Annotated in this window: 16 protein-coding genes; 7 read left to right on the forward strand and 9 right to left on the reverse strand. The window is 67.4% G+C overall.

Annotation, left to right across the window (positions count from 1 at the left end; all coding sequences use genetic code 11):
* Window positions 1-64 precede the first annotated feature (64 nt).
* Together V9K99_RS21260 and V9K99_RS21265 are read left to right on the forward strand one after the other, a co-directional pair.
* Complete coding sequence (locus tag V9K99_RS21260; protein ID WP_337007152.1) at window positions 65-3,967, forward strand: S8 family peptidase; 3,903 nt, start codon at window positions 65-67, stop codon at window positions 3,965-3,967.
* Window positions 3,968-4,143: 176 nt separating this feature from the next.
* Window positions 4,144-5,103, forward strand: a complete 960-nt coding sequence (locus V9K99_RS21265; protein WP_337007150.1) for an HpcH/HpaI aldolase/citrate lyase family protein — start codon at window positions 4,144-4,146, stop codon at window positions 5,101-5,103.
* 11 nt (window positions 5,104-5,114) lie between these two features.
* On the opposite strand, the gene V9K99_RS21270 is transcribed toward V9K99_RS21265, so the two are convergent.
* Window positions 5,115-5,702, reverse strand: coding sequence for a VOC family protein (locus V9K99_RS21270; protein WP_337007148.1), 588 nt, complete (start codon window positions 5,700-5,702; stop codon window positions 5,115-5,117).
* A gap of 39 nt (window positions 5,703-5,741) precedes the next feature.
* The gene (locus V9K99_RS21275; RefSeq protein ID WP_337007147.1) at window positions 5,742-6,416 is read right to left on the reverse strand and encodes a TetR/AcrR family transcriptional regulator; all 675 of its coding nucleotides are present in this window, start codon (window positions 6,414-6,416) and stop codon (window positions 5,742-5,744) included.
* 151 nt (window positions 6,417-6,567) lie between these two features.
* On the opposite strand from V9K99_RS21275, the gene V9K99_RS21280 reads away from it, so the two are divergent.
* Window positions 6,568-6,963, forward strand: coding sequence for a hypothetical protein (locus V9K99_RS21280; RefSeq protein WP_337007145.1), 396 nt, complete (start codon window positions 6,568-6,570; stop codon window positions 6,961-6,963).
* A gap of 4 nt (window positions 6,964-6,967) precedes the next feature.
* On the opposite strand, the gene V9K99_RS21285 is transcribed toward V9K99_RS21280, so the two are convergent.
* The gene (locus V9K99_RS21285; RefSeq protein WP_337007141.1) at window positions 6,968-7,630 is read right to left on the reverse strand and encodes a peptidylprolyl isomerase; all 663 of its coding nucleotides are present in this window, start codon (window positions 7,628-7,630) and stop codon (window positions 6,968-6,970) included.
* Between the two features lie 120 nt (window positions 7,631-7,750).
* Between V9K99_RS21285 and V9K99_RS21290 the strand changes: the two genes are divergently transcribed.
* Both V9K99_RS21290 and V9K99_RS21295 read left to right on the forward strand, forming a co-directional pair.
* On the forward strand, window positions 7,751-9,205 hold the full coding sequence (locus V9K99_RS21290; protein WP_337007139.1) for a serine/threonine-protein kinase: 1,455 nt from the start codon (window positions 7,751-7,753) through the stop codon (window positions 9,203-9,205).
* Between the two features lie 137 nt (window positions 9,206-9,342).
* Entirely contained in the window at window positions 9,343-10,533 is a 1,191-nt protein-coding gene (locus tag V9K99_RS21295; protein ID WP_337007137.1) for an acyl-CoA dehydrogenase family protein, read from the forward strand.
* Window positions 10,534-10,602: 69 nt separating this feature from the next.
* On the opposite strand, the gene V9K99_RS21300 is transcribed toward V9K99_RS21295, so the two are convergent.
* On the reverse strand, window positions 10,603-11,631 hold the full coding sequence (locus tag V9K99_RS21300) for an ArsR/SmtB family transcription factor (RefSeq protein WP_337007135.1): 1,029 nt from the start codon (window positions 11,629-11,631) through the stop codon (window positions 10,603-10,605).
* A gap of 187 nt (window positions 11,632-11,818) precedes the next feature.
* A complete protein-coding gene (locus V9K99_RS21305) occupies window positions 11,819-12,925 on the reverse strand; it encodes a magnesium and cobalt transport protein CorA (protein WP_337007133.1) in 1,107 nt (368 codons plus the stop codon).
* A gap of 75 nt (window positions 12,926-13,000) precedes the next feature.
* Between V9K99_RS21305 and V9K99_RS21310 the strand changes: the two genes are divergently transcribed.
* Together V9K99_RS21310 and V9K99_RS21315 are read left to right on the forward strand one after the other, a co-directional pair.
* Complete coding sequence (locus V9K99_RS21310; protein ID WP_337007131.1) at window positions 13,001-13,558, forward strand: general stress protein; 558 nt, start codon at window positions 13,001-13,003, stop codon at window positions 13,556-13,558.
* Between the two features lie 142 nt (window positions 13,559-13,700).
* Window positions 13,701-14,210: a MaoC family dehydratase gene (locus V9K99_RS21315; RefSeq protein WP_337007129.1), complete on the forward strand. Its 510-nt coding sequence runs from the start codon at window positions 13,701-13,703 to the stop codon at window positions 14,208-14,210.
* A 119-nt stretch (window positions 14,211-14,329) separates the two neighbouring features.
* Here V9K99_RS21315 and V9K99_RS21320 read toward each other — a convergent pair whose 3' ends face one another.
* The 4 genes from V9K99_RS21320 to V9K99_RS21335 are packed head-to-tail and all read right to left on the reverse strand — an operon-like array spanning window position 14,330 to window position 18,716.
* A complete protein-coding gene (locus V9K99_RS21320; RefSeq protein WP_337007127.1) occupies window positions 14,330-15,628 on the reverse strand; it encodes an alpha-L-fucosidase in 1,299 nt (432 codons plus the stop codon).
* A gap of 25 nt (window positions 15,629-15,653) precedes the next feature.
* The gene (locus V9K99_RS21325; protein ID WP_337007125.1) at window positions 15,654-16,502 is read right to left on the reverse strand and encodes a carbohydrate ABC transporter permease; all 849 of its coding nucleotides are present in this window, start codon (window positions 16,500-16,502) and stop codon (window positions 15,654-15,656) included.
* Window positions 16,492-17,439, reverse strand: coding sequence for a carbohydrate ABC transporter permease (locus tag V9K99_RS21330; RefSeq protein ID WP_337007123.1), 948 nt, complete (start codon window positions 17,437-17,439; stop codon window positions 16,492-16,494). Before V9K99_RS21330 ends, V9K99_RS21325 begins: the two co-directional genes overlap by 11 nt.
* Window positions 17,439-18,716, reverse strand: coding sequence for an ABC transporter substrate-binding protein (locus tag V9K99_RS21335; protein ID WP_337007121.1), 1,278 nt, complete (start codon window positions 18,714-18,716; stop codon window positions 17,439-17,441). The genes V9K99_RS21330 and V9K99_RS21335 overlap by 1 nt, the downstream gene beginning before the upstream one ends.
* Window positions 18,717-18,820: the final 104 nt, after the last annotated feature.

Here is an 18,820-nt window from a genome sequence, read left to right on the forward strand (position 1 = left end):
CCGGACAAGTCGCAGCCCTGCCAGGGTCGGCTCAGGTCCCGCTCGACCCTCTAGGAGATGCCCCATGGCCAGATGGCGGATGCCGGTTGTTGCGCTCACAGTCGTCTCGCTCGTGCTCGGCACCCTCACAGCTGGCGCGACACCACCCGCTCCTGTGCAGGCGGCGGCCCCTCAGCAGGCCGCCCCGGTCACCGGCCCGACGGGCAGCGAGAAGGTCACGCTGATCACCGGCGACCAGGTCACCTACCGCTTCACCGCGGACGGAACGCCGGTCGACGCTGACGTCACCGCTGCGCGCCGAGAGGACGGCCGTCCGGTCGTCTTCACCCAGCTCCGCGAGGGCGACCAGTACTACGTCTTCCCGTCCGACGCGACCGACCTCGTCACCGCCGGGCGCCTGGACCGCCGCCTCTTCGACGTCTCCTACCTCACCAAGAACGGCTACACCGACAGCAAGGCGTCGTCCCTCCCACTCATCCTCCAGTACGGCGCTGCCACCGCCAGAGCAGCCACAGCCGCAGATGCGCTACCGGCCACCAGCAACGCACGGGCGCTGACCAGCATCCGTGGAGCCGCTGTCAGCGTGGCCAAGACCCAGACGGGCAGCTTCTGGGCAGCCGTGGACACTCCGAGCGCGCGGAGCCTCGACGCCGGTGTCGTGAAGGTCTGGCTCGACGGCAAGGTCCAGGCCAGCCTGGACGTGAGCGTGCCGCAGATCGGCGCACCGGAAGCCTGGCAGGCCGGCTACACCGGTAAGGGCGTCAAGGTCGCCGTACTCGACACCGGCATCGACGCGACGCACCCGGATCTGGCCGGCCGGATCGAGGCCTCGCAGAGCTTCATCACAGGAGAGACCGTCACCGACGGCCACGGGCATGGGACGCACGTCGCCGACACCATCCTCGGGTCCGGCGCTGCTTCGGACGGCAAGTACAAGGGCGTCGCGCCGGACGCCACCCTGCTGGTCGGCAAGGTGCTGGACAACCTGGGCAGCGGTCCGGCGTCGAGCATCATCGCCGGAATGGAGTGGGCGGCCGCACAGGGCGCCGATGTGATCAGCATGAGCCTGGGCGCCTGCTGCTACGACGGCACCGACCCGATGAGCCAAGCCGTCAACGACCTGTCGGCGCAGTACGACACCCTCTTCGTAGTGGCCGCAGGCAACGACACGCTGCCGATGACCATCAGCTCGCCCGCTGCCGCTGACTCGGCCCTCACCGTCGCGGCCGTCGACAGCCAGGACCGGCGCGCGTCGTTCTCCAGCCAGGGACCGCGCGTCACCAACTACGGCCTGAAGCCCGACATCTCCGCTCCCGGTGTGTCGATCGTCGCGGCCCGTGCAGCGGGGACATCCCTTGGCACTCCGGTAGGCGACAAGTACACGACCCTGAGCGGTACGTCGATGGCCACACCGCACGTGGCCGGCGCTGCTGCCCTCCTGGCCCAGCAACACCCGGACTGGTCCGGCCAGCAACTCAAGAGCGCTCTGATCAGCAGCTCGAAGGAGATCGACGGCAACGCTTACCAGATAGGTGCTGGCAGGGTCGATGTCGCTCGTGCGGTCAAGCAGGGCGTCTACAGCACTGGCAACCTGGACTTCGGCATCCTGCCCACGCCGTACGACGTACCGGCCACCAAGACGATCACCTACGTCAACACGACCCAGGAACCCGTAACACTCGCCCTGACCGCATCACCCCGGTTGAGCGTTCCTGAAAGCGTCACGGTGCCTGCCAACGGCTCTGCACCGGTCACCGTCTCGTTCGACACCACCGGGCCGCGTACTTGGTACCAGGGCTCGATCACCGCGACCGCTGGCGATCTACGGCTGCACAATGCGGTGGCGGCGTACCTGAAACCGAACAGGTACAAGCTGACCGCGCGCGTCGTGCTGCCGGCCGGGGCCACAGATGTGCGCTACAACACCTGGAACTTCCTGCGGCTGGACGACCTCGATGACCTGGACCTCAGCAACAACGCACAGTTCGCCCCGGGTGCCCAGAGCGTCGGCGGATCCCTCGACGAGGGCACGTACGCCGTGCAGACCTCGATCAACTGGCGAGATGCTCAGGGCAACCCACAGGTCACGTTGCTGACCGATCCGCAGGTAGAGGTGCGGTCGGACGTGAACGTCGTACTCGATGCTCGCAAGGCCACGAAGGCGAGCACGCGGACACCAAGGGCTTCGGCGGCTGCGGAAACGCAGACCGGGTACGTGCAGGCGTCCGCGGGTGGGTTGCGCAGTCTGCGGGTCAGTGCGGCGTCGGTTTACAAGCAGGAGTGGGGTCTTTGGGCCACTCCGACCAAGCAGGTCACCGTTGGCCAGTTCTTGTGGCGTGACGACCGGCTGCTCACCACACCACTGGTCACGATGACGGCTGGTGGTGTGGTGCTCGATCCGAAGTACCTGAGCCTGCATGTGCAGGATGCTCGCTTCAACGGGGTGAAGCGGCTGCCACTGGTGTTCGGTACGCCGGTGGAGGGAGCCGTCGTACTGCTCGACGTCTCGGACCTCTGCCCGGAGACGGCCTGGACCTGTCGTGCCGGCGTGCTGAACCGCGTGCTCGACGCACAGAAGGCCGGTGCGGCCGCCGTACTCGTGTACGGCGCAGTCGGACGAGCCATCCCGGTCGACGACGCGCAGGACGAGATCGAGACACCTATGCCTGCGCTGACGCTGCCTGCTGAGCAAGGGCAGGCGCTGAAGGACCGGCTGGAGCGCGGGCGGGTCAATCTGACCGTCACGGGTACGGCGACGATCCCGTATGTCTACTCGCTCTCGTACCCGGTGGAAGGCCGCATCCCGACGAGACTGGACAAGTCGGTGACCTCACGGGACCTCTACCAGTTCGACAGCCGCTACCACGCTGACGCACCGGGTGAGCTCGACCTGCGCTGGGGCGCCGCGATGAAGCCCGCACGGAACCTCGGTTCGGTGAAGCTGACCATGCGGGCCCCTGGCACCCTCACCGAGTACGTCGGCCCGATGCAGGGCGGCGTACTGCGCACTCGTGGTGTGAGCATCTCGTACGACGCTCCCGCCGACATGAACGCGTTCCACCGCAACGGGTGGCTGCAGAGCCGTGAGGACGTGCTGACCCGGCCTGGTCGTCGTACTGACACCTTCGGCGCACAACCACTGGTCCACGCCGCGACGCGGTCGATCACGCCGGAGATGAACGACTACTACTGGCAGCTGTGCCAGGCATGCCGTAGCGGCAACGTCTTCATGCCGTGGCACATCAAGGACAGCGACGGTCTGGGCGGTGGCTCGCAGACCTACTACTCCACCGACATCCTCCGCGGCGAACCACAGGCCAAGCTGCGGATGTGGGGGCCGGACGGCAAGGAGCTACCGGTCGAGGAGGGCTACTGGCTGTTCTTCATCGCCTTCATCAACGTCCCGTACGTCGTTCTGCCGGACCAGCCGGGCCGATACCGGCTGACCGAGAGCTACCCGGCGCCGTTCAAGCCGCAGCGCTGGGCGCGCACGGTGGAGTCGGAGTGGACCTTCACCACGGGCAAGCCGACCAACGGGTTCCCGTATCGGCCACCACTCGGTGTCGGGGTGCACTGCGGGACGTGGGACACGTACACGAGGCTGGGAACGCCGGACAAGGGGAGCTGTGAGCCGAACAAGCAGCTGTACCTGGGCTACGACCTTGGACTGCGGCTGGACAACACCCTGCCGGCTGGACGCGCCCATGAGATCAAGATCAGCGGCTACCACCACTCCTACCTGAGCAGCGACCCGGAGCTGACCAGTCTGAAGCTCTCGGTCAGCTACGACGACGGCGTCACCTGGCAGCCGGTCCGGACGAAGAAGTCCGCCCGCAGCGAGTACACCGCAGTACTCACGCACCCCAAGACCGCTGGCGCCGTCAGCCTCCGCACCGAGGGCGTGGACGCTGACGGCAACACCATCAAACAAACCATCACCCGCGCCTACGGCCTCACCGCCCACTGAAAGCCGACCTTGAGAAGCCACCGACCACTTTCGGGGCGCAGAAATGATCGGTGGGTTCTCAAGGTGGTGAATCGGGACACACTGGGCTCGGGAAGTGAGCCGGGTCACCGGGGTGGCGGTGGGTTTCGCCGTACGCTGCCGGTGACCGGCGGGTAACCCGAGGAGAGGGAACGGTGATGGCGGAACAGATCTTGCGCAGCAGGCGGTCGTGTTTGGCTACCCCGGGGTCGAACCCGCGGTTCCTGGCCAAGGCCAAGGGGCTGGACGCCGACCAGGTGTTCCTCGACCTGGAGGACTCGGTCGCGCCGATCGCCAAGGTGGACGCGCGCAAGAACATCGTCGCCGCGCTGAACGAGGGCGGCTGGGGGACCAAGCTCCGCGTGGTCCGGGTGAACGACTGGACCACCGAGTGGACCTACGCCGACGTGATCGAGGTCGTCGGCGGCGCCGGTGCCAATCTCGACTGCATCATGCTGCCGAAGGTGCAGACCGCCGAGCAGGTGGTCGCGCTCGACCTGCTGCTCACCCAGCTGGAGAAGGTGCACGGCCTGGAAGCGGGCCGGATCGGCATCGAGGCGCAGATCGAGAACGCGCTCGGCCTGACCAACGTGAACGCGATCGCGCAGGCCTCGCCGCGGGTCGAGACGATCATCTTCGGCCCGGCCGACTTCATGGCGTCGATCAACATGAAGTCGCTGGTGGTCGGCGAGCAGCCGCCCGGGTACGACGTGGGCGACGCCTACCACTACATCCTGATGCAGATCCTGATGGCCGCGCGCGCACACGGCAAGCAGGCGATCGACGGGCCGTACCTGCAGATCAAGGACGTCGACGGGTTCCGCCGGGTGGCCGGCCGATCGGCCGCGCTCGGCTTCGACGGCAAGTGGGTGCTCCACCCGGACCAGATCGCCGCCGCGAACGAGGTCTACTCGCCGCGCCAGGACGACTACGACCACGCCGAGAACATCCTCGACGCCTACGACCACTACACCTCCGCGGCCGGCGGCGCCCGCGGCGCGGTGATGCTCGGCGACGAGATGATCGACGAGGCCTCCCGCAAGATGGCCCTCGTCATCTCCGCCAAGGGCCGCGCCGCCGGCATGACCCGCACCGACATCTGGCAGCCCGAGGACTAGGCGGCGACGGACTAGCCGGGCGCGACCTGCGCCATGATCGCGAGCAGGTGACCGTCGGGGTCGGGGAAGAAGGCCATCCATTCCTCGACCCCGTTGTCATGTTTGTGGATCAGGTGGGGCGCGTTATCGAACTCGACGCCGCGGCCGCGCAGCTCGTCGTACGCGACCTGGATGTCGTCGACCTGGAAGTACAGGACCGAGGGCTCGCCGACCGGTCCGTCGTTCGCGCTGAGGAACAAGCGGGTGCCGCCGCAGTCGAAGAACGCCAGGTTCCCGAACGTGTACAGATGCGGCAGCCCGAGCACCTTGCCGTAGAAGTCGACCGCGGTCTGGATGTCACCGACCGGACGGGCGATCTGCCCGATCACACCTAGCTGCACTGCCATGGCCGGGGCTCCCTGTCGTCGTTTGAGGGCACTGTCGGCGGGTACGCCGCGCCAGGTCCGAAGCTCGGCCCGGCGGTCCAGGCCGAGCTTCAGCAGCGCGTTCGCGACGTGGAACTTCACCGCGTCGACGCTGATCCCACGCCGCCGCGCGATGTCCCGGTTCGACATCCCGTGCCGCACCATGTCGACCACCCGCCACTCAGCGGGCGTCAATACGTCGGGATGCCTTGGCCGTCCGCGTGTACCCACACCTCAAGCTAGCCCGGGGGCCGCCGAATTACCCTCCCCCTGGCGTAGCCGGTCGAGGCCGTCCAGGAGGAGGTCCAGGGCGAACTCGAACTCGAACTGGTCGTCGCACCCCGGGCCGACGACGGAGCCCTGCTCATGGGTGATCGCCATGACCAGTTCGGTGATGTGGGGATACTGCTCGGCCAGCTCTGGCGGCGGCGGTGCCGGATCCGGGCCTGCGCCGGCGGTGTCTTCGAACAGTTCCTGGGAGAAGCCCAGCAGACGGCTGCCCATTGCGTGCAGCGCATGGTGGGTCAGGTCGATCGAGAAGCCTCCGGCCCGGAAGATCCCGATCATCGATTCCATGTAGTCCATCACCGCCGGGGTCGGGTCGGTGCGCGCCCTGGTCCGCTCCTCGATGACCCGGGACGCCCAGGGGTGAGCCAGCAGCACGCGGCGGGCCGACAGGATCCGCTGCCGGATGGTCGTCTTCCACTCGGTGTCCGCAGCCGGCGGATCGATCTGACCGACGATCGCGTCGATCATGCCGTCCAGCAGTTCGTCCTTGTTGCGCACGTGTTTGTACAGCGCCATCGGCACGACGCCGAGCGCCTGCGCGATCTTGCGCATGCTGACGGCGTCGACACCACCGGCATCAGCCAGGTCGACGGCGGTGCCCAGAATCCGTTCCTTGCTCAACGGCACCCGAAGATGCGCGCCGGCTTCGAGCTGCGTGGCGATGTCCCTGGCTCCTCTCGTGCGCTGCGTCCCTTGACAGGTGTACGGCGTACACCCTACCGTCAATGTATCCGGGTGTACGCCGTACACCTCTCAGCCTGGAGAGTGCGCGATGGTTGCTTTCGACTTCCGCAACGACGCGTCCGCGGCGTACGAGGTCCGCAAGGAGCTGGGGCCTGAGTACGAGCGCGCCGTACTGGAATCCTTCGTCGCCAATGCCGCGGAGTCCATCAATCAGCAGGTGGATGCCAGGCTGGCGCAGCACGGCGTCGGCGCGGTCGCGCGGCAACCGGCGACGGGCCAGCTGCAGCCGCACGGCCGGGAGGGCCAGCCCGACAACTCACATCTGGCCGTTCCGGTCTTCTCCCTCCTGCTCGGCGTCAGCGGCTCGGTCTGGTTGACGGCCGGCGCTCACGCCGAATCGGATGCCGTGTTCGCCATGTGGCTCGGGATCACTCTGGTCAACATCGTCTTCCTGCGGATGTTCAAGAGCCTGCGCTCGAAGTGATCGGCTAGCCGACCCAGACCTTGTGGATGTGGATGGGCTTGGCGGGCGGGCCGTCCTGGTCGGGGTCGGCGATCCCGGCGGCGACCATCCGGTCGAAGGTGGACATGCCGGCGATCACGTGACCCAGCACGGTGTAGTTGGGGGCGATGTTGGCGAACGAGTGGACGACGAAGAACTCGCTGCCGTTGGTCCCCGGTCCCTGGTTGCCGTAGGCAACAGTGCCGCGCGGGTAGGTCTCCTTGCCGGTGACCTCGTCCGGGAACTTGTACCCCGGGCCGCCTTCCTCCTGCCGGTAGATGTCGCCGCACTGCAGCACCCCGAGCCGGGCCGAGTTGGTCAGCCGGAAGCACTGGGTGAGGTCGTAGAACCGGCTCTTCACCAGGTGCACGAAGTTGTGCACCCCGCACGGCGCATTGGCCCGGTCCATCCGGACCACGAACGGTCCGTAGTTGGTCACGAAGTACACGTCGACCGTGCCCTTCGCACGGGCGACCGGCGACGGGATCCGGACCGGCTTGGCGGCCGGGTTCTCCGGCGTCGGCGTGAACTCGCACTTCGCCACCGGCTTCGGGTGACCGGCCGGTACCGGTGCGGCGGTGGCTGTGGTGGTGGTCAACGTCGCGGCGACCAGGGCGGCCGCGATCAGGGCGGTGATCGTTCGCTTCATGAGCTCACCGTAGTACTCCGGTCGCTCTGTGCGGAGTTCTTCAAGGAATCGGGCCAGAACTCGCTCTCAAACGCCTGCGTTGCCTAAGGTGTTGCGGTCCGCTGCGGAAGGTGTGTGTTTGTGAACGGCGAGGTACTGGCTGGGCGTTACCGGCTGCTGACCCTGCTGGGCAGAGGCGGCGCGGGCGAGGTGTGGCAGGCCGAGGACACCGTGTTGGCCCGGCAGGTCGCGGTGAAGCTGCTCCGGCGGCTCGAAGGCGACCCGATGGACGCGGTCGAGCGGTTCCGCGCCGAGGCGCAGGCAGCCGCGCGGCTAATGCACCCGAACGTCGTGGCGACGTACGACGTGGGCGCGGCGGATGAGCACGTGTTCCTGGTGATGGAACTCGTGTCCGGCCCGGACCTGGCCCAATTGATGCGTACGTCGGGCCTCCCGACCGGCAAACTGGTCGCAGACATCGCCACCCAGGGCGCGCGGGCACTCGACGCGGCCCACGCGGCCGGCATCGTGCACCGGGACGTGAAGCCAGGCAACCTCCTGCTGGCGCCGGACGGCACTCTGAAGATCACCGACTTCGGCATCGCCAAGGGCGCCGGAACGGAGACCACAGGTGTCGGAGTGCTCCTGGGTACGGCGTCCTACGTCTCACCCGAGCAGGTCCGCGGCCAGTCCGCCACACCGGCCAGCGACTGGTACTCCTTCGGCTGCGTCCTCTACGAACTCCTCAGCGGTACGCCGCCCTTCACCGGGCCGACCGTGGAGTCGGTGATGCGCCAGCACCTGGACACTGCCCCGGCGCCCATCAACCGGGCCGACGTGGAGCCCGCACTCGCCAATCTGGTCCTCCAGTTCTTGGCCAAGAACCCCGAGGACCGCCCGTCCTCAGCCGCTGAAGTCACCGCCCTGCTGACCGAACCACCGAACACGCAGGTGCTGCCGTTCCTGCCGGCTGCTGAGCAGGTCGAAACCCCAGCAGACGCGCTCGGCGTGGGGACCTGGGAGGACGAGCCGGCCACCACTGGAACCCACCGCGCCCCGCGGAAGGGCATCCCGTTCGCAAAGGTGCTCGTGGCGATGGGTGTCGTCCTGGCTGCTGTCATCGGCGGTCTGATGTTGCGCGAGAGCGTGACCACCGACCCGCCCGCCGCGGCCGGTGGAACGCCGTCAGCGCCGGCGGCGAAGGCCAGCACCGCGCCGAAGACCACACCGAAGCCGACACCCTCGAAGACGCCGACGAAGAAGCCGACGCCGACGCAGACCCAGAACCCGCGGGGGGCGACGGTGCAGATGTTGCGCACGCTGGCCGCGCTGGTCCGGCAGACTGAGCAAGGGAGCCGGAGCAAGGCTCCGCGCGAGGCCGCGCGGGACCTTGACCAGGCCGCGGAAGCGCTGGACAACGACAAGACCGCGGTCGCGGCCAGCAACTTCTACGATGCCCGGCAGCGGCTGATCGAGGCGCAGCGGAACAACCGGTGGCAGACCACCCCGCAGATCTCGGCACTGTTCGCCGCCCTGACACAGGTTCTGCCTCAGCAGGACGGCGAGGGTGACGGTGAGCGCAACCAGGGTGACTAGCAGGCGGCCCGTCGTACCGGAGTGAGGCACGCGACCTCCGGGGGGTGGTCGGTGTCACAGCGGGTGTCGGCCTGGTGCCGGGATGCTGAGTATCGCGATACTCGCGGGTAAGGCGCACCGACACCAAGGAGCCGACGATGAGCAGGTTGCAGCAGACCGACGGGCTGACCGACATCCAGGAGGAGATCCTGAAGACGGTCCGCGCGTTCGTCGAGTCGGAGATCCTCCCGGTCGCCACCGAGCTGGAGCACCGCGACGAGTACCCGACCGAGATCGTCGAGGGCCTCAAGGAGCTGGGCCTGTTCGGCCTGATGATCCCGGAGGAGTACGGCGGCCTGGGCGAGTCGCTGCTCACCTACGCGCTGTGTGTCGAGGAGATCGCCCGCGGCTGGATGAGTGTGTCCGGCATCATCAACACGCACTTCATCGTGGCGTACATGCTGCTGCAGCACGGCACCGACGAGCAGAAGCAGAAGTACCTGCCGCGGATGGCGACCGGTGAGGTGCGCGGCGCGTTCTCGATGTCGGAGCCCGGCTGTGGGTCGGACGTGGCCGCGATCAAGACCAAGGCGGTCAAGGACGGTGACAGCTACGTCGTCAACGGCCAGAAGATGTGGCTGACCAACGGCGGTTCGAGCAACCTGGTCGCCGTACTGGTGAAGACCGACGAGGGGCAGGACTCGGTCTACAAGAACATGACCACCTTCCTGGTCGAGAAGGAGCCGGGGTTCGGCGAGGTCGACAAGGGCCTGGTCGTGCCGGGCAAGATCGAGAAGATGGGCTACAAGGGCGTCGACACCACCGAGCTGGTCTTCGACGGCTACCGGATCGACGCCGGCCAGATCCTGGGCGGCGTACCGGGTAAGGGCTTCTACCAGATGATGGACGGGGTCGAGGTCGGCCGGGTGAACGTGGCCGCCCGCGGCTGCGGGGTGGCGCGGCGCGCGTTCGAGCTGGGGATCTCGTACGCGCAGCAGCGGGAGACGTTCGGGAAGAAGATCGCCGAGCACCAGGCGGTGCTGTTCCGGCTGGCCGACATGGCGGTGAAGGTGGAGGCCGCGCACGAGCTGATGGTGAAGGCGGCCCGGAAGAAGGACGCCGGCTCCCGCAACGACTTCGAGGCAGGCGTGGCCAAGTATCTGGCCAGCGAGTACTGCCACCAGGTGGTGGAGGACTCGTTCCGGATCCACGGCGGGTACGGGTTCTCCAAGGAGTACGAGATCGAGCGGCTCTACCGGGAGGCGCCGATGCTGCTGATCGGCGAGGGTACGGCGGACATCCAGCGGATGATCATCGGCCGCCGCCTCCTCGAGGACTACAAGCTCTGAACCAGCCGGCGTGCCTGGGTCGACGGGCGGGGCGGTGCCGGTCGGCCCAAGCACGCGGCGGGGCAGGGTCTAGGCGGTCAATTGCGACTCGTACTGCGGTTGGCGGAGAGTGCCGGAGCCGTGGCCGGACAGCAGCCAGATGCCCAGCTGCGTGACCTCGTGACGGACTGATGCACCGTCCCGGCGGGTGGTGATCAGCCCGGCCTCCCGCAGCACCGTCGCCTGATGGCTGGCAGCGGCCGGGGAGATGTTGCAGCGCTTCGCCAGCTCAGTCGTCGTACATCCCGACACAGCCGCTTCCAGCGCGGCCGCACGGGTGGAGCCGAGCAGCGAGCTCAGCGGGTCGCTCAAGGGGTGCGCGTCGTCCGTGGAGTGCTGCCGCAGGATGCCTGGCGCGTGGTGGATCGGGTAGACCAGGATCGGCTTCAGCTCTGGGTCGCGCAGCTTGGTCGGCACCTGCCAGCAGAAGGCGGACGGCTGCAGCTGGATGCCACGCCCGTCCAGGTAGAGGTCGCGGTCGTGCATGTCCAGCACCTGCAGCACCGGAGCCACCCACCGCACCCGCGGATGCAGTGTCGACAGCAGCCGGTCCACCCCGTGCCGCGACAGCGCCTCCCCGCGATGCGCGTGGTCGGCCGACACATGTGTCCCGATCGACTTCCAGTACGGCGCGATTGCGGCGTCGTGGTAGGTCCGGATGGCCCGGCCGAGCTTGTGCAGTGAGGCCGGCTCACCCTGCGCCAGCTCCCGCGTCCACGGTGACACCGGGCGGTACTTGCTCAACAGCTCCAACTGGTTGCGGATCTCCTCGCGTGGAGTCGCCAGCGTCAGCTCCAGCGTGCTCTCGAAGTCCGGCGCGGCCTCGGCCGGGGTGAGAAAGTCGGGGGAGTAGCCCTTCGGCGGGGTCAGCTCCAGCAGCAGGCGCATCTGGTCCGGCGCGACCTTGGCCCGGACGTGCCGGCGCCAGTCGTCGAAGATCAGCCGGCCGTCGGACTGCTGGAGAATGTGCAGGCTGAGCAGCACCTCCCACAGCGGTGCCGGGGTGGCGGCGACCGTGACGCGCGCGAGGTCCCGCGGCGTGAAGTGGATACGTAACACGGCGGAACCTCCCTGGTGCTGCTGACTGCTCACGACATCCCCCGATGCCGTCGGTAGCAGATTGTGCTGAATCGCTGACCGAATGCGATGGCCGCATTCAATCAAGGGGCTCAATCGGCGCACAACCGTTTGAACATTCCAAAAGGTCGGTAGTGGCGGCCATGGCAAAAGGTTGCCAGCGCAGCGATCAGAGCCAGTGGTTGCGTTTGAACAGCCGGTAAAGCACGGTGCACGCGGTGGCCATCACGCCGAGAACGACGAAGTACGCGTACTTCATCCGCAGTTCCGGCATGTTGTCGAAGTTCATCCCGTAGATCCCGGCGATCATCGTCGGCACCGCCAGGATCGCGACATAGGCCGCGATCCGCCGCATGTCCTCGTTCTCGGCCACCTGCACCTGGGCCAGCCCGGCCTGCAAGATCGAGCTGAGCAGCTCGTCGAACGAGATCACCTGCTCCTTCACCCGCAGCAGGTGGTCGTCGACGTCGCGGAAGTAGTTCCTGGTCTCGTCGCTGATCAGCGGGTGCCGCAGCGTCGACAGCGACCGCATCGGCCCGGTCAGCGGCGCCACCGCCCGCTTCAGCTCCAGCACCTCGCGTTTGAGTTGGTAGACCCGGTCGATGTTCCGCCAGCCGCGCGGGGTGAACATCTCGCTCTCGATCAGGTCGATATCGGCCTGTACGGCGTCCGCGACCTCCAGGTACCGGTCGACCACATGGTCCGCGATGGCGTGCAGTACGACGCCCGGACCGGCGGTCAGGTGTTCCGGCTCCTGCTCGAGCCGCTGCCGGAGCCCAGCCAACTCACTGTGCTCACCATGGCGCACCGTGACCACGAACCCAGGCCCGCAGAACACCATCACCTCACCCGACTCCACCACCTCACTGGTGGCGGTCAGGTCTCCGTGCGGGACGTACCTGACTGTCTTGAGTACGGCGAACAGTGTGTCGTCGTACCGCTCGAGTTTGGGGCGCTGGTGTGCCTCGGCGGCGTCCTCCAGGGCCAGCGGGTGCAGGCCGAACTCCTCGCCGATGATGCTCAGTTGCCGCCGGTTCGGCTGGAACAGGCCGATCCAGACGAACCCCTGACCGCGCCGGGCCCGGCTGAGCGCCTCGGTGTAGGAGTTGACCTTGGTGTCGCGGCGGCCGGCGCGGTAGAACGCCCAGTCGACCAGAGCACCGTCCAGCTTGCCGCTGGCGACCAGGTCGACCGCCTCCGGGACCCCCGGCGGACGCCGCGCGAAGACACGTCCGATCCGGCGTGTCGCGCCCATGTCCCACCGTCGCCCGGTCATCACGGCGAGGCTATCAAGGCGCGGTAACCAGCCGTCGGCAATGATGGGGGTGGAAGCACGTGGAGAGGAACGACGATGACCACGCAGGGCATGCCCTCGATGGACCCCCGGCCGAGCGGCCTGACAATCGGGACCTATGACACCTACCGGGAGGCACAGCGCGCTGTCGACTACCTCTCGGACGAGAAGTTCCCGGTCGAGCACACCACCATCGTCGGCAACAACCTCCGCCAGGTGGAGAAGATCACCGGCCGGCTCACCTGGGGCAAGGCGCTGGGCGCCGGAGTGGCCAGCGGTGCCTGGTTCGGTCTGTTCGTGGGTCTGCTGCTGGGCCTGTTCACCACCGGCAACTGGATCGCCGCGGTGCTGACCGGTGTGATCCTCGGTGCCTTCTTCGGCCTGGTGTTCGGCGGCCTCGGTTACGCACAGTCCGCCGGCCGGCGCGACTTCACCTCCCGGACCGCGGTGGTCGCGACGACGTACGACGTACTGTGCGACTTCAAGTACGCCGAGGAGGCCCGCAACCACCTGGCCAAGCTCGCCCTCAAGGGTGAGGTGAACCCGCGGCTGCCCGAGCACCCGGCGCAGCAGCCGATTCAGCAGCAGACCCCGATCCAGCAGCCGCACGACTGACGCCGGACCGGATGCCCTGACCTGATGCACCGGGTGACGAAGGTCTCGCCCGGTTGAGAGGTAGGCCACGCGCGGGCTACTGCCCAGTCACGTCCGGATTCGGCAGCATGGGCTCCGGGGCCAGCGGATAAGGAGCCGAAGGATGCAGTTCGGGCGCAGTTACGAGGAGTTCGAGGTCGGGGCGGTCTACAAGCACTGGCCGGGCAAGACGGTGACCGAGTACGACGACCACCTGTTCTGCCTGCTCACGATGAACCACCACCCGCTGCACCTGGACGCGAACTATGCGGTGGAAACCACCCAGTTCGGCAAGAACGTTGTGGTCGGCAATTACATCTACTCGATCCTGCTCGGGATGTCGGTCCCGGACGTGAGCGGCAAGGCGATCGCCAACCTGGAGATCGAGTCGCTCCGGCACGTCGCCCCGACCTTCCACGGCGACACCATCTACGGCGAGACCGTGGTGCTGGACAAGTGGGAGTCGAAGTCCAAGGACGACCGCGGCGTGGTGTACGTCGAGACCAAGGGCTACAAGCAGGACGGTACCGTCGTCTGCCTGTTCCGCCGCAAGGTGATGGTCCCGAAGAACAGCTACCTCGAGGCCCGCGGCGGCGAACAACCCGGCCGCCCCACCCCCATCGACCGCGACTGACCCCGTCGCCTTTGGTTGGCTGGCCCACCCCGCGGTGGGTTGGCCAACCGGAATCCGGCTAGCCAACCCACCCTCTGATGGGCCAGCCAACCAGCGGGTCGCCACCGCGGACCGATCGTCTAGAGGAACAGCTCGATCACAGGCACCAGGACATCCGGCTTCTGGATCGGGAGTTTGAGTGTCAGGGTGTCGGCCGACTGACCGCCCATGCGGGTGTTCTGCGCCGTCTGGTGCGGGTCGTTGACGATCCGCTTGATCTCCGACGCGTCGTTCAGCAACTGCGCGTACTTCACCTTCCCGCCCAGGCCGGGCAGGTGGACGTGACCCATCGGCCACGAGAACAGGTGCAGGTACAGCCGGTTGCCCTTCTGCGTGTACCGGCTGTCGGGCGGCGCGGTGAACTCGCTGGGCCGTGCGCCACGCACCGACCGCTCGTGCAGCCGCATCCACTCACCGATCGTCGCCAGCGTCGCCAGCGCTCGTGGGTCGAACTCACCCCGCCCGGTCGGGCCGACGTTGAGCAGCAGGTTGCCGTCCTTGGAGACCGAGTCGACCAGCATCTTCACCAGCAGCTCGGGCGACTTCCAGTCCAGGTTGTCCCGGTCGTAGCCCCAGCTGCCGTTGAGCGTCTGGCAGGCCTCCCACAGCACCGGCTGCCCGTCGCGCATCATCGGGCCGTCCGGCTGGTACTGCTCCGGGGTGACGAAGTCGCCCGGGATGTCCAGCCGGTCGTTGATCAGGATGTCCGGCTGCAGCTCCCGGACCATCGCCATCAGTTCCTCGGACCGCCACTCGTCCTTGCCCTTGCCGTTGCCCGGCCCCGGCAGGCCGTCCTCGCGGTTGCGGTTCGGGTAGGAGAAGTCGAACCACATGATGTCGATCGGGCCGTAGTTGGTCAGAAGTTCGCGCGTCTGCGCGTGCAGGTAGTCGGCGTACACCTGGACGTCCCGCCCGGCCGCCTTGGCCTGCGCCTCCTCGTCGTACCGCTGCGGGTGGACGACGTCGATCGGGAACTCCTTGTGGTGCCAGTCGATCAGCGAGTGGTAGAAGCCGACCCCGAGCCCCTCGGCCCGGCACGCCTCGACGAACGGCCCGACCAGGTCCTTGCCCCAGGCTGTCTTCGCGACCGTGTAGTCGGACACCGCGGAGTCCCACAGGCAGAAGCCTTCATGGTGCTTCGTCGTCAGTACGGCGTACTTCATGCCGGCCGCCCGCGCGGCGGCGGCCCACTTCCGCGGATCGTAGAGGTCTGGCTCGAAGTGGTCGAAGTACGGCTGGTAGTCCTCGTCGGTCATCCGCTCGCGGTTCTTCACCCACTCGTGCCGGGCGGGCAGCGCGTACAGGCCCCAGTGGATGAACAGGCCGAACCGCCAGTCGCGGAACTTCTCGACAGAGGACGCGGGAGGCGCGTCGGTCATTTCGATACTCCTTGGAATAGATGGTTCATCGGCCACCCAGCCCGGTGACGAGGAGGCCGCGGACAAGGTGTTTCTGCAGGAGGACGACGAGCAGGACGGTGGGCAGCATCGCCAGCACGGACGCCGCCATCATCAGGTTCCACTGGGTGCCCTGCTGGCCGACGAACTGGGCCAGGCCGAGTGGCACCGTGCCCTTCTCGGCGACGCTGTTCACGATGATCAGCGGCCACAGGAAGCTGCCCCAGAAGCTGATGAAGGTGAACACGGTCAGCACCGCGATGGCCGGCCGGGCCAGCGGCAGCATGATCCGCAGGAACGAGCCGATCGGCCCGCAGCCGTCCACCCGGGCCGCCTCCTCGAGCTCGATCGGGACGGTCAGGAAGAACTGCCGGAGCAGGAAGGTGCCGAACGCGGTGAACGCCCAGGGCAGGATCAGCGCCCAGTAGCTGTCCACCCAGCCGAGTGACTGCATCAGCCAGTACATCGGCACGATCAGCACTTCCTGCGGCACCATCAATGTGCCCAGGAACAGCACGAACAGTTGCTCACGGCCCCTGAACTTCAGCCGGGCGAACGCGTACGCCGACATACTCGACGCGACCACCACGACGAGGGTGCCGACGATCGCGACGAACAGGCTGTTCATGAAGTAGCGGCCGAACGGCGCGAAGGTGAACGCGTCGGCGTAGTTCTGCCAGCGGATCTCCGAGCCGAACAGCTCCGGCGTCGGGGTGAACACCTCGTCGGCCGGTTTCAGCGAGACCGAGACGGCGTACACCAGTGGGCCGAGGAAGACGATCGCGACCCCGATCAGCAGGATGTGCGAGACGCCGCTGCGGACCTTGCGGGCGACGGCGTTGCTGTCAGACGTCATAGTGCACCCACCGCTTCTGGCCGATGAACTGGATCGCGGTGATGCCCATGATGATCACGAACAGCACCCAGCCCGCGGCCGACGCGAGTCCCATCGTGAGGAACTGCCAGCCCTGGTTGTAGACGTACATGACGATGGTCTGGGTGGCCACACCCGGACCGCCCTGGGTCAGGATGAACGGCTGGGCGAACACCTGGAACGAGGTGATCAGCGTCATCGTGGTGGCGAAGAAGATCGACGGCGTGATCATCGGCCAGGTGACGTACCGGAACCGTTGCAGCGGCCCGGCACCGTCGATCTGGGCCGACTCCAGCTGCGACTGCGGCACCTGGTCGATGGCGGCGGAGAAGACCAGGAAGTTGTAGCCGAAACCTTGCCAGACCGACATCGCCACGATCGCCGGCATCGCCCAGTTCGACGACCCGAGGAAGTTCGGGGCGTTCACGCCGAACCAGCTCTGCATCCCGCTGTCGATCAGGCCGCCGGGCTGGAACAGCAGCCGCCAGACCATCACGTTGGCCACCATCGGCGTCATCACCGGGATGAAGAACAGCACCCGGAACGCCTGCCGGCCGCGGATCTTCGGCCCCAGCCAGACCGCGAGCCCGAGTGAGACGACCACGTTCAGCGGTACGTACAGCACCACGAACAGCGTGGTGTTCAGCACGACCCGGCGGAACACCGGATCGTCCAGCAGGTGCGTGTAGTTCCCGAGGCCGAGGAACTTGCGCTCGCCGAACACCGGCCAGTCGAACAGGCTGATCCCCAGCGCCATCGCGGTCGGGAACAGCGTGAACAGGGCCAGCCCGGCCAGGCTCGGCGCCAGGAAGAGCCCGGCGTACCGCCCGTCCCGTCGCAGCGCGGGCCGCCGCTCCGCCCGGTCCGTCCGCGAGGGAGGACTGGGCGGTGCGGCGGTCGTGGTGGTGTTCACAACCATCAGGACCCAGCGCCTGCCTGGTCCTGGATGGTCTTCAGCGCCTGGTCCGGCGGGAGCTCACCGTTCAGCGCCTGGACCCCGAAGCGGGTGAGCAGGTCGGACACCTGGACCCAGTTCTTCGAGGTGACCAGCGGCACCGAGTTCTCCGAGGCGTAGTCGATCGTCTCCTTCGCGCCGTCGATCCCCGCCGCGGTGAACCAGGCCGGGTGCGCGGCGATCCGGGCCGGGTACGCCCGGCCGGCCGCGGCCAGCGTGGTCAGCGGCTTCTCGCCCGTCATCGACATGATCGCCTGGAAGGCGGCGTCGGGGGTCTTGCACGACCGGGAGATGCCGAAGCCCGAGCCGGCGGTGTAGGTCTTGGAGCCGTCCGGTCCGGCCGGGATCGGCGCGATGCCGAGCTGGAACTTGACCTTGCCCTTGGTGTCGATCAGCGACCACGGCCCGTTCAGCTGCATCGCCGCCTTGCCGGCGACGAACTGCTGGGTCTCGAAGTCGGGGTTGCCGCCCGGCACCTGCGGCGCGATCTTGTCGGTCTTGACGAAGTCGGCGTACTGGGTGAACCCCTCGACGAACTTGCTGTCGGTCAGGTTCAGCTTGCCGTCGGCCAGCGGCTCCGCGCCGGTCATCGTCCGCACCCAAGACGTGGTCCCCAGGTCGCTGGGGCGGGTCACCAGCCCGGTCTTGCCGGCGGAGGTCAGCTTCTTCGCGGCCGCCTTGAACTCGTCCATCGTCCAGCCCGGCTTCGGCTCGGCCACGCCGGCGGCCTTGAACAGGTCGCGGTTGTAGAAGATCACCATCGGGCCGGAGTCGTACGGGATCGCGATCTGCTTCCCGTCCACCTTGAGGCCGTCCATGATCGGCTTGTCGAAGTCCTCGGTCTTCAGGCCGTACTTGCTCATCAGATCGTCCAGCGGCAGCATCGCGCCCGCGTACGACGCGGTCCGCAGGCTCTGCATGCCGATGATGCAGGGGGCCTTTCCGCCGGCCAGCAAGGTACCGATCTTGGACCAGTAGCTGTCCCAGTCGGTGCCTTGGAGCTTGACGGTGATACCGGGGTGATCGGTCGTCGCCTGGTCGGCGACCTTCTGCCAGGCGGCCTGGTCCTCGGTGCCGCCGATCCAGAACGACCAGGTCAGGTCGGCCTTGTCGGCGGATCCGCCGCTGTCGCCACCGCCGCCGCTGCCGTCGTTGCCCCCGCACGCGGCCACAGCCGTCAGCGCGAGGGCCGACAAGGTGGCGATCGCCCAGCGGCGGGCTCGCGCTGGTGTTCGGTACATCCTGACCTCCAGGGGAACTGGTCCTCGAAGAAACGAATTAATTCATCCGATCTATATGCCGTAGTCTTGACATGAGTCAACAGTTCGTGGCCTTATTTCAGGGT

Source organism: Kribbella sp. CCNWLW201 (assembly GCF_037203805.1).
Lineage (GTDB): Bacteria > Actinomycetota > Actinomycetes > Propionibacteriales > Kribbellaceae > Kribbella.

Excerpts from the sequence above, each read along its gene's own strand:
- V9K99_RS21260 (WP_337007152.1), top strand. The coding sequence starts at position 65 with ATGGCCAGATGGCGGATGCCGGTTGTTGCGCTCACAGTCGTCTCGCTC.
- V9K99_RS21265 (WP_337007150.1), top strand. The coding sequence starts at position 4,144 with ATGGCGGAACAGATCTTGCGCAGCAGGCGGTCGTGTTTGGCTACCCCG.
- V9K99_RS21280 (WP_337007145.1), top strand. The coding sequence starts at position 6,568 with ATGGTTGCTTTCGACTTCCGCAACGACGCGTCCGCGGCGTACGAGGTC.
- V9K99_RS21285 (WP_337007141.1), bottom strand. The coding sequence starts at position 7,630 with ATGAAGCGAACGATCACCGCCCTGATCGCGGCCGCCCTGGTCGCCGCG.
- V9K99_RS21295 (WP_337007137.1), top strand. The coding sequence starts at position 9,343 with ATGAGCAGGTTGCAGCAGACCGACGGGCTGACCGACATCCAGGAGGAG.
- V9K99_RS21305 (WP_337007133.1), bottom strand. The coding sequence starts at position 12,925 with ATGACCGGGCGACGGTGGGACATGGGCGCGACACGCCGGATCGGACGT.
- V9K99_RS21310 (WP_337007131.1), top strand. The coding sequence starts at position 13,001 with ATGACCACGCAGGGCATGCCCTCGATGGACCCCCGGCCGAGCGGCCTG.
- V9K99_RS21315 (WP_337007129.1), top strand. The coding sequence starts at position 13,701 with ATGCAGTTCGGGCGCAGTTACGAGGAGTTCGAGGTCGGGGCGGTCTAC.
- V9K99_RS21320 (WP_337007127.1), bottom strand. The coding sequence starts at position 15,628 with ATGACCGACGCGCCTCCCGCGTCCTCTGTCGAGAAGTTCCGCGACTGG.
- V9K99_RS21325 (WP_337007125.1), bottom strand. The coding sequence starts at position 16,502 with ATGACGTCTGACAGCAACGCCGTCGCCCGCAAGGTCCGCAGCGGCGTC.
- V9K99_RS21330 (WP_337007123.1), bottom strand. The coding sequence starts at position 17,439 with ATGGTTGTGAACACCACCACGACCGCCGCACCGCCCAGTCCTCCCTCG.
- V9K99_RS21335 (WP_337007121.1), bottom strand. The coding sequence starts at position 18,716 with ATGTACCGAACACCAGCGCGAGCCCGCCGCTGGGCGATCGCCACCTTG.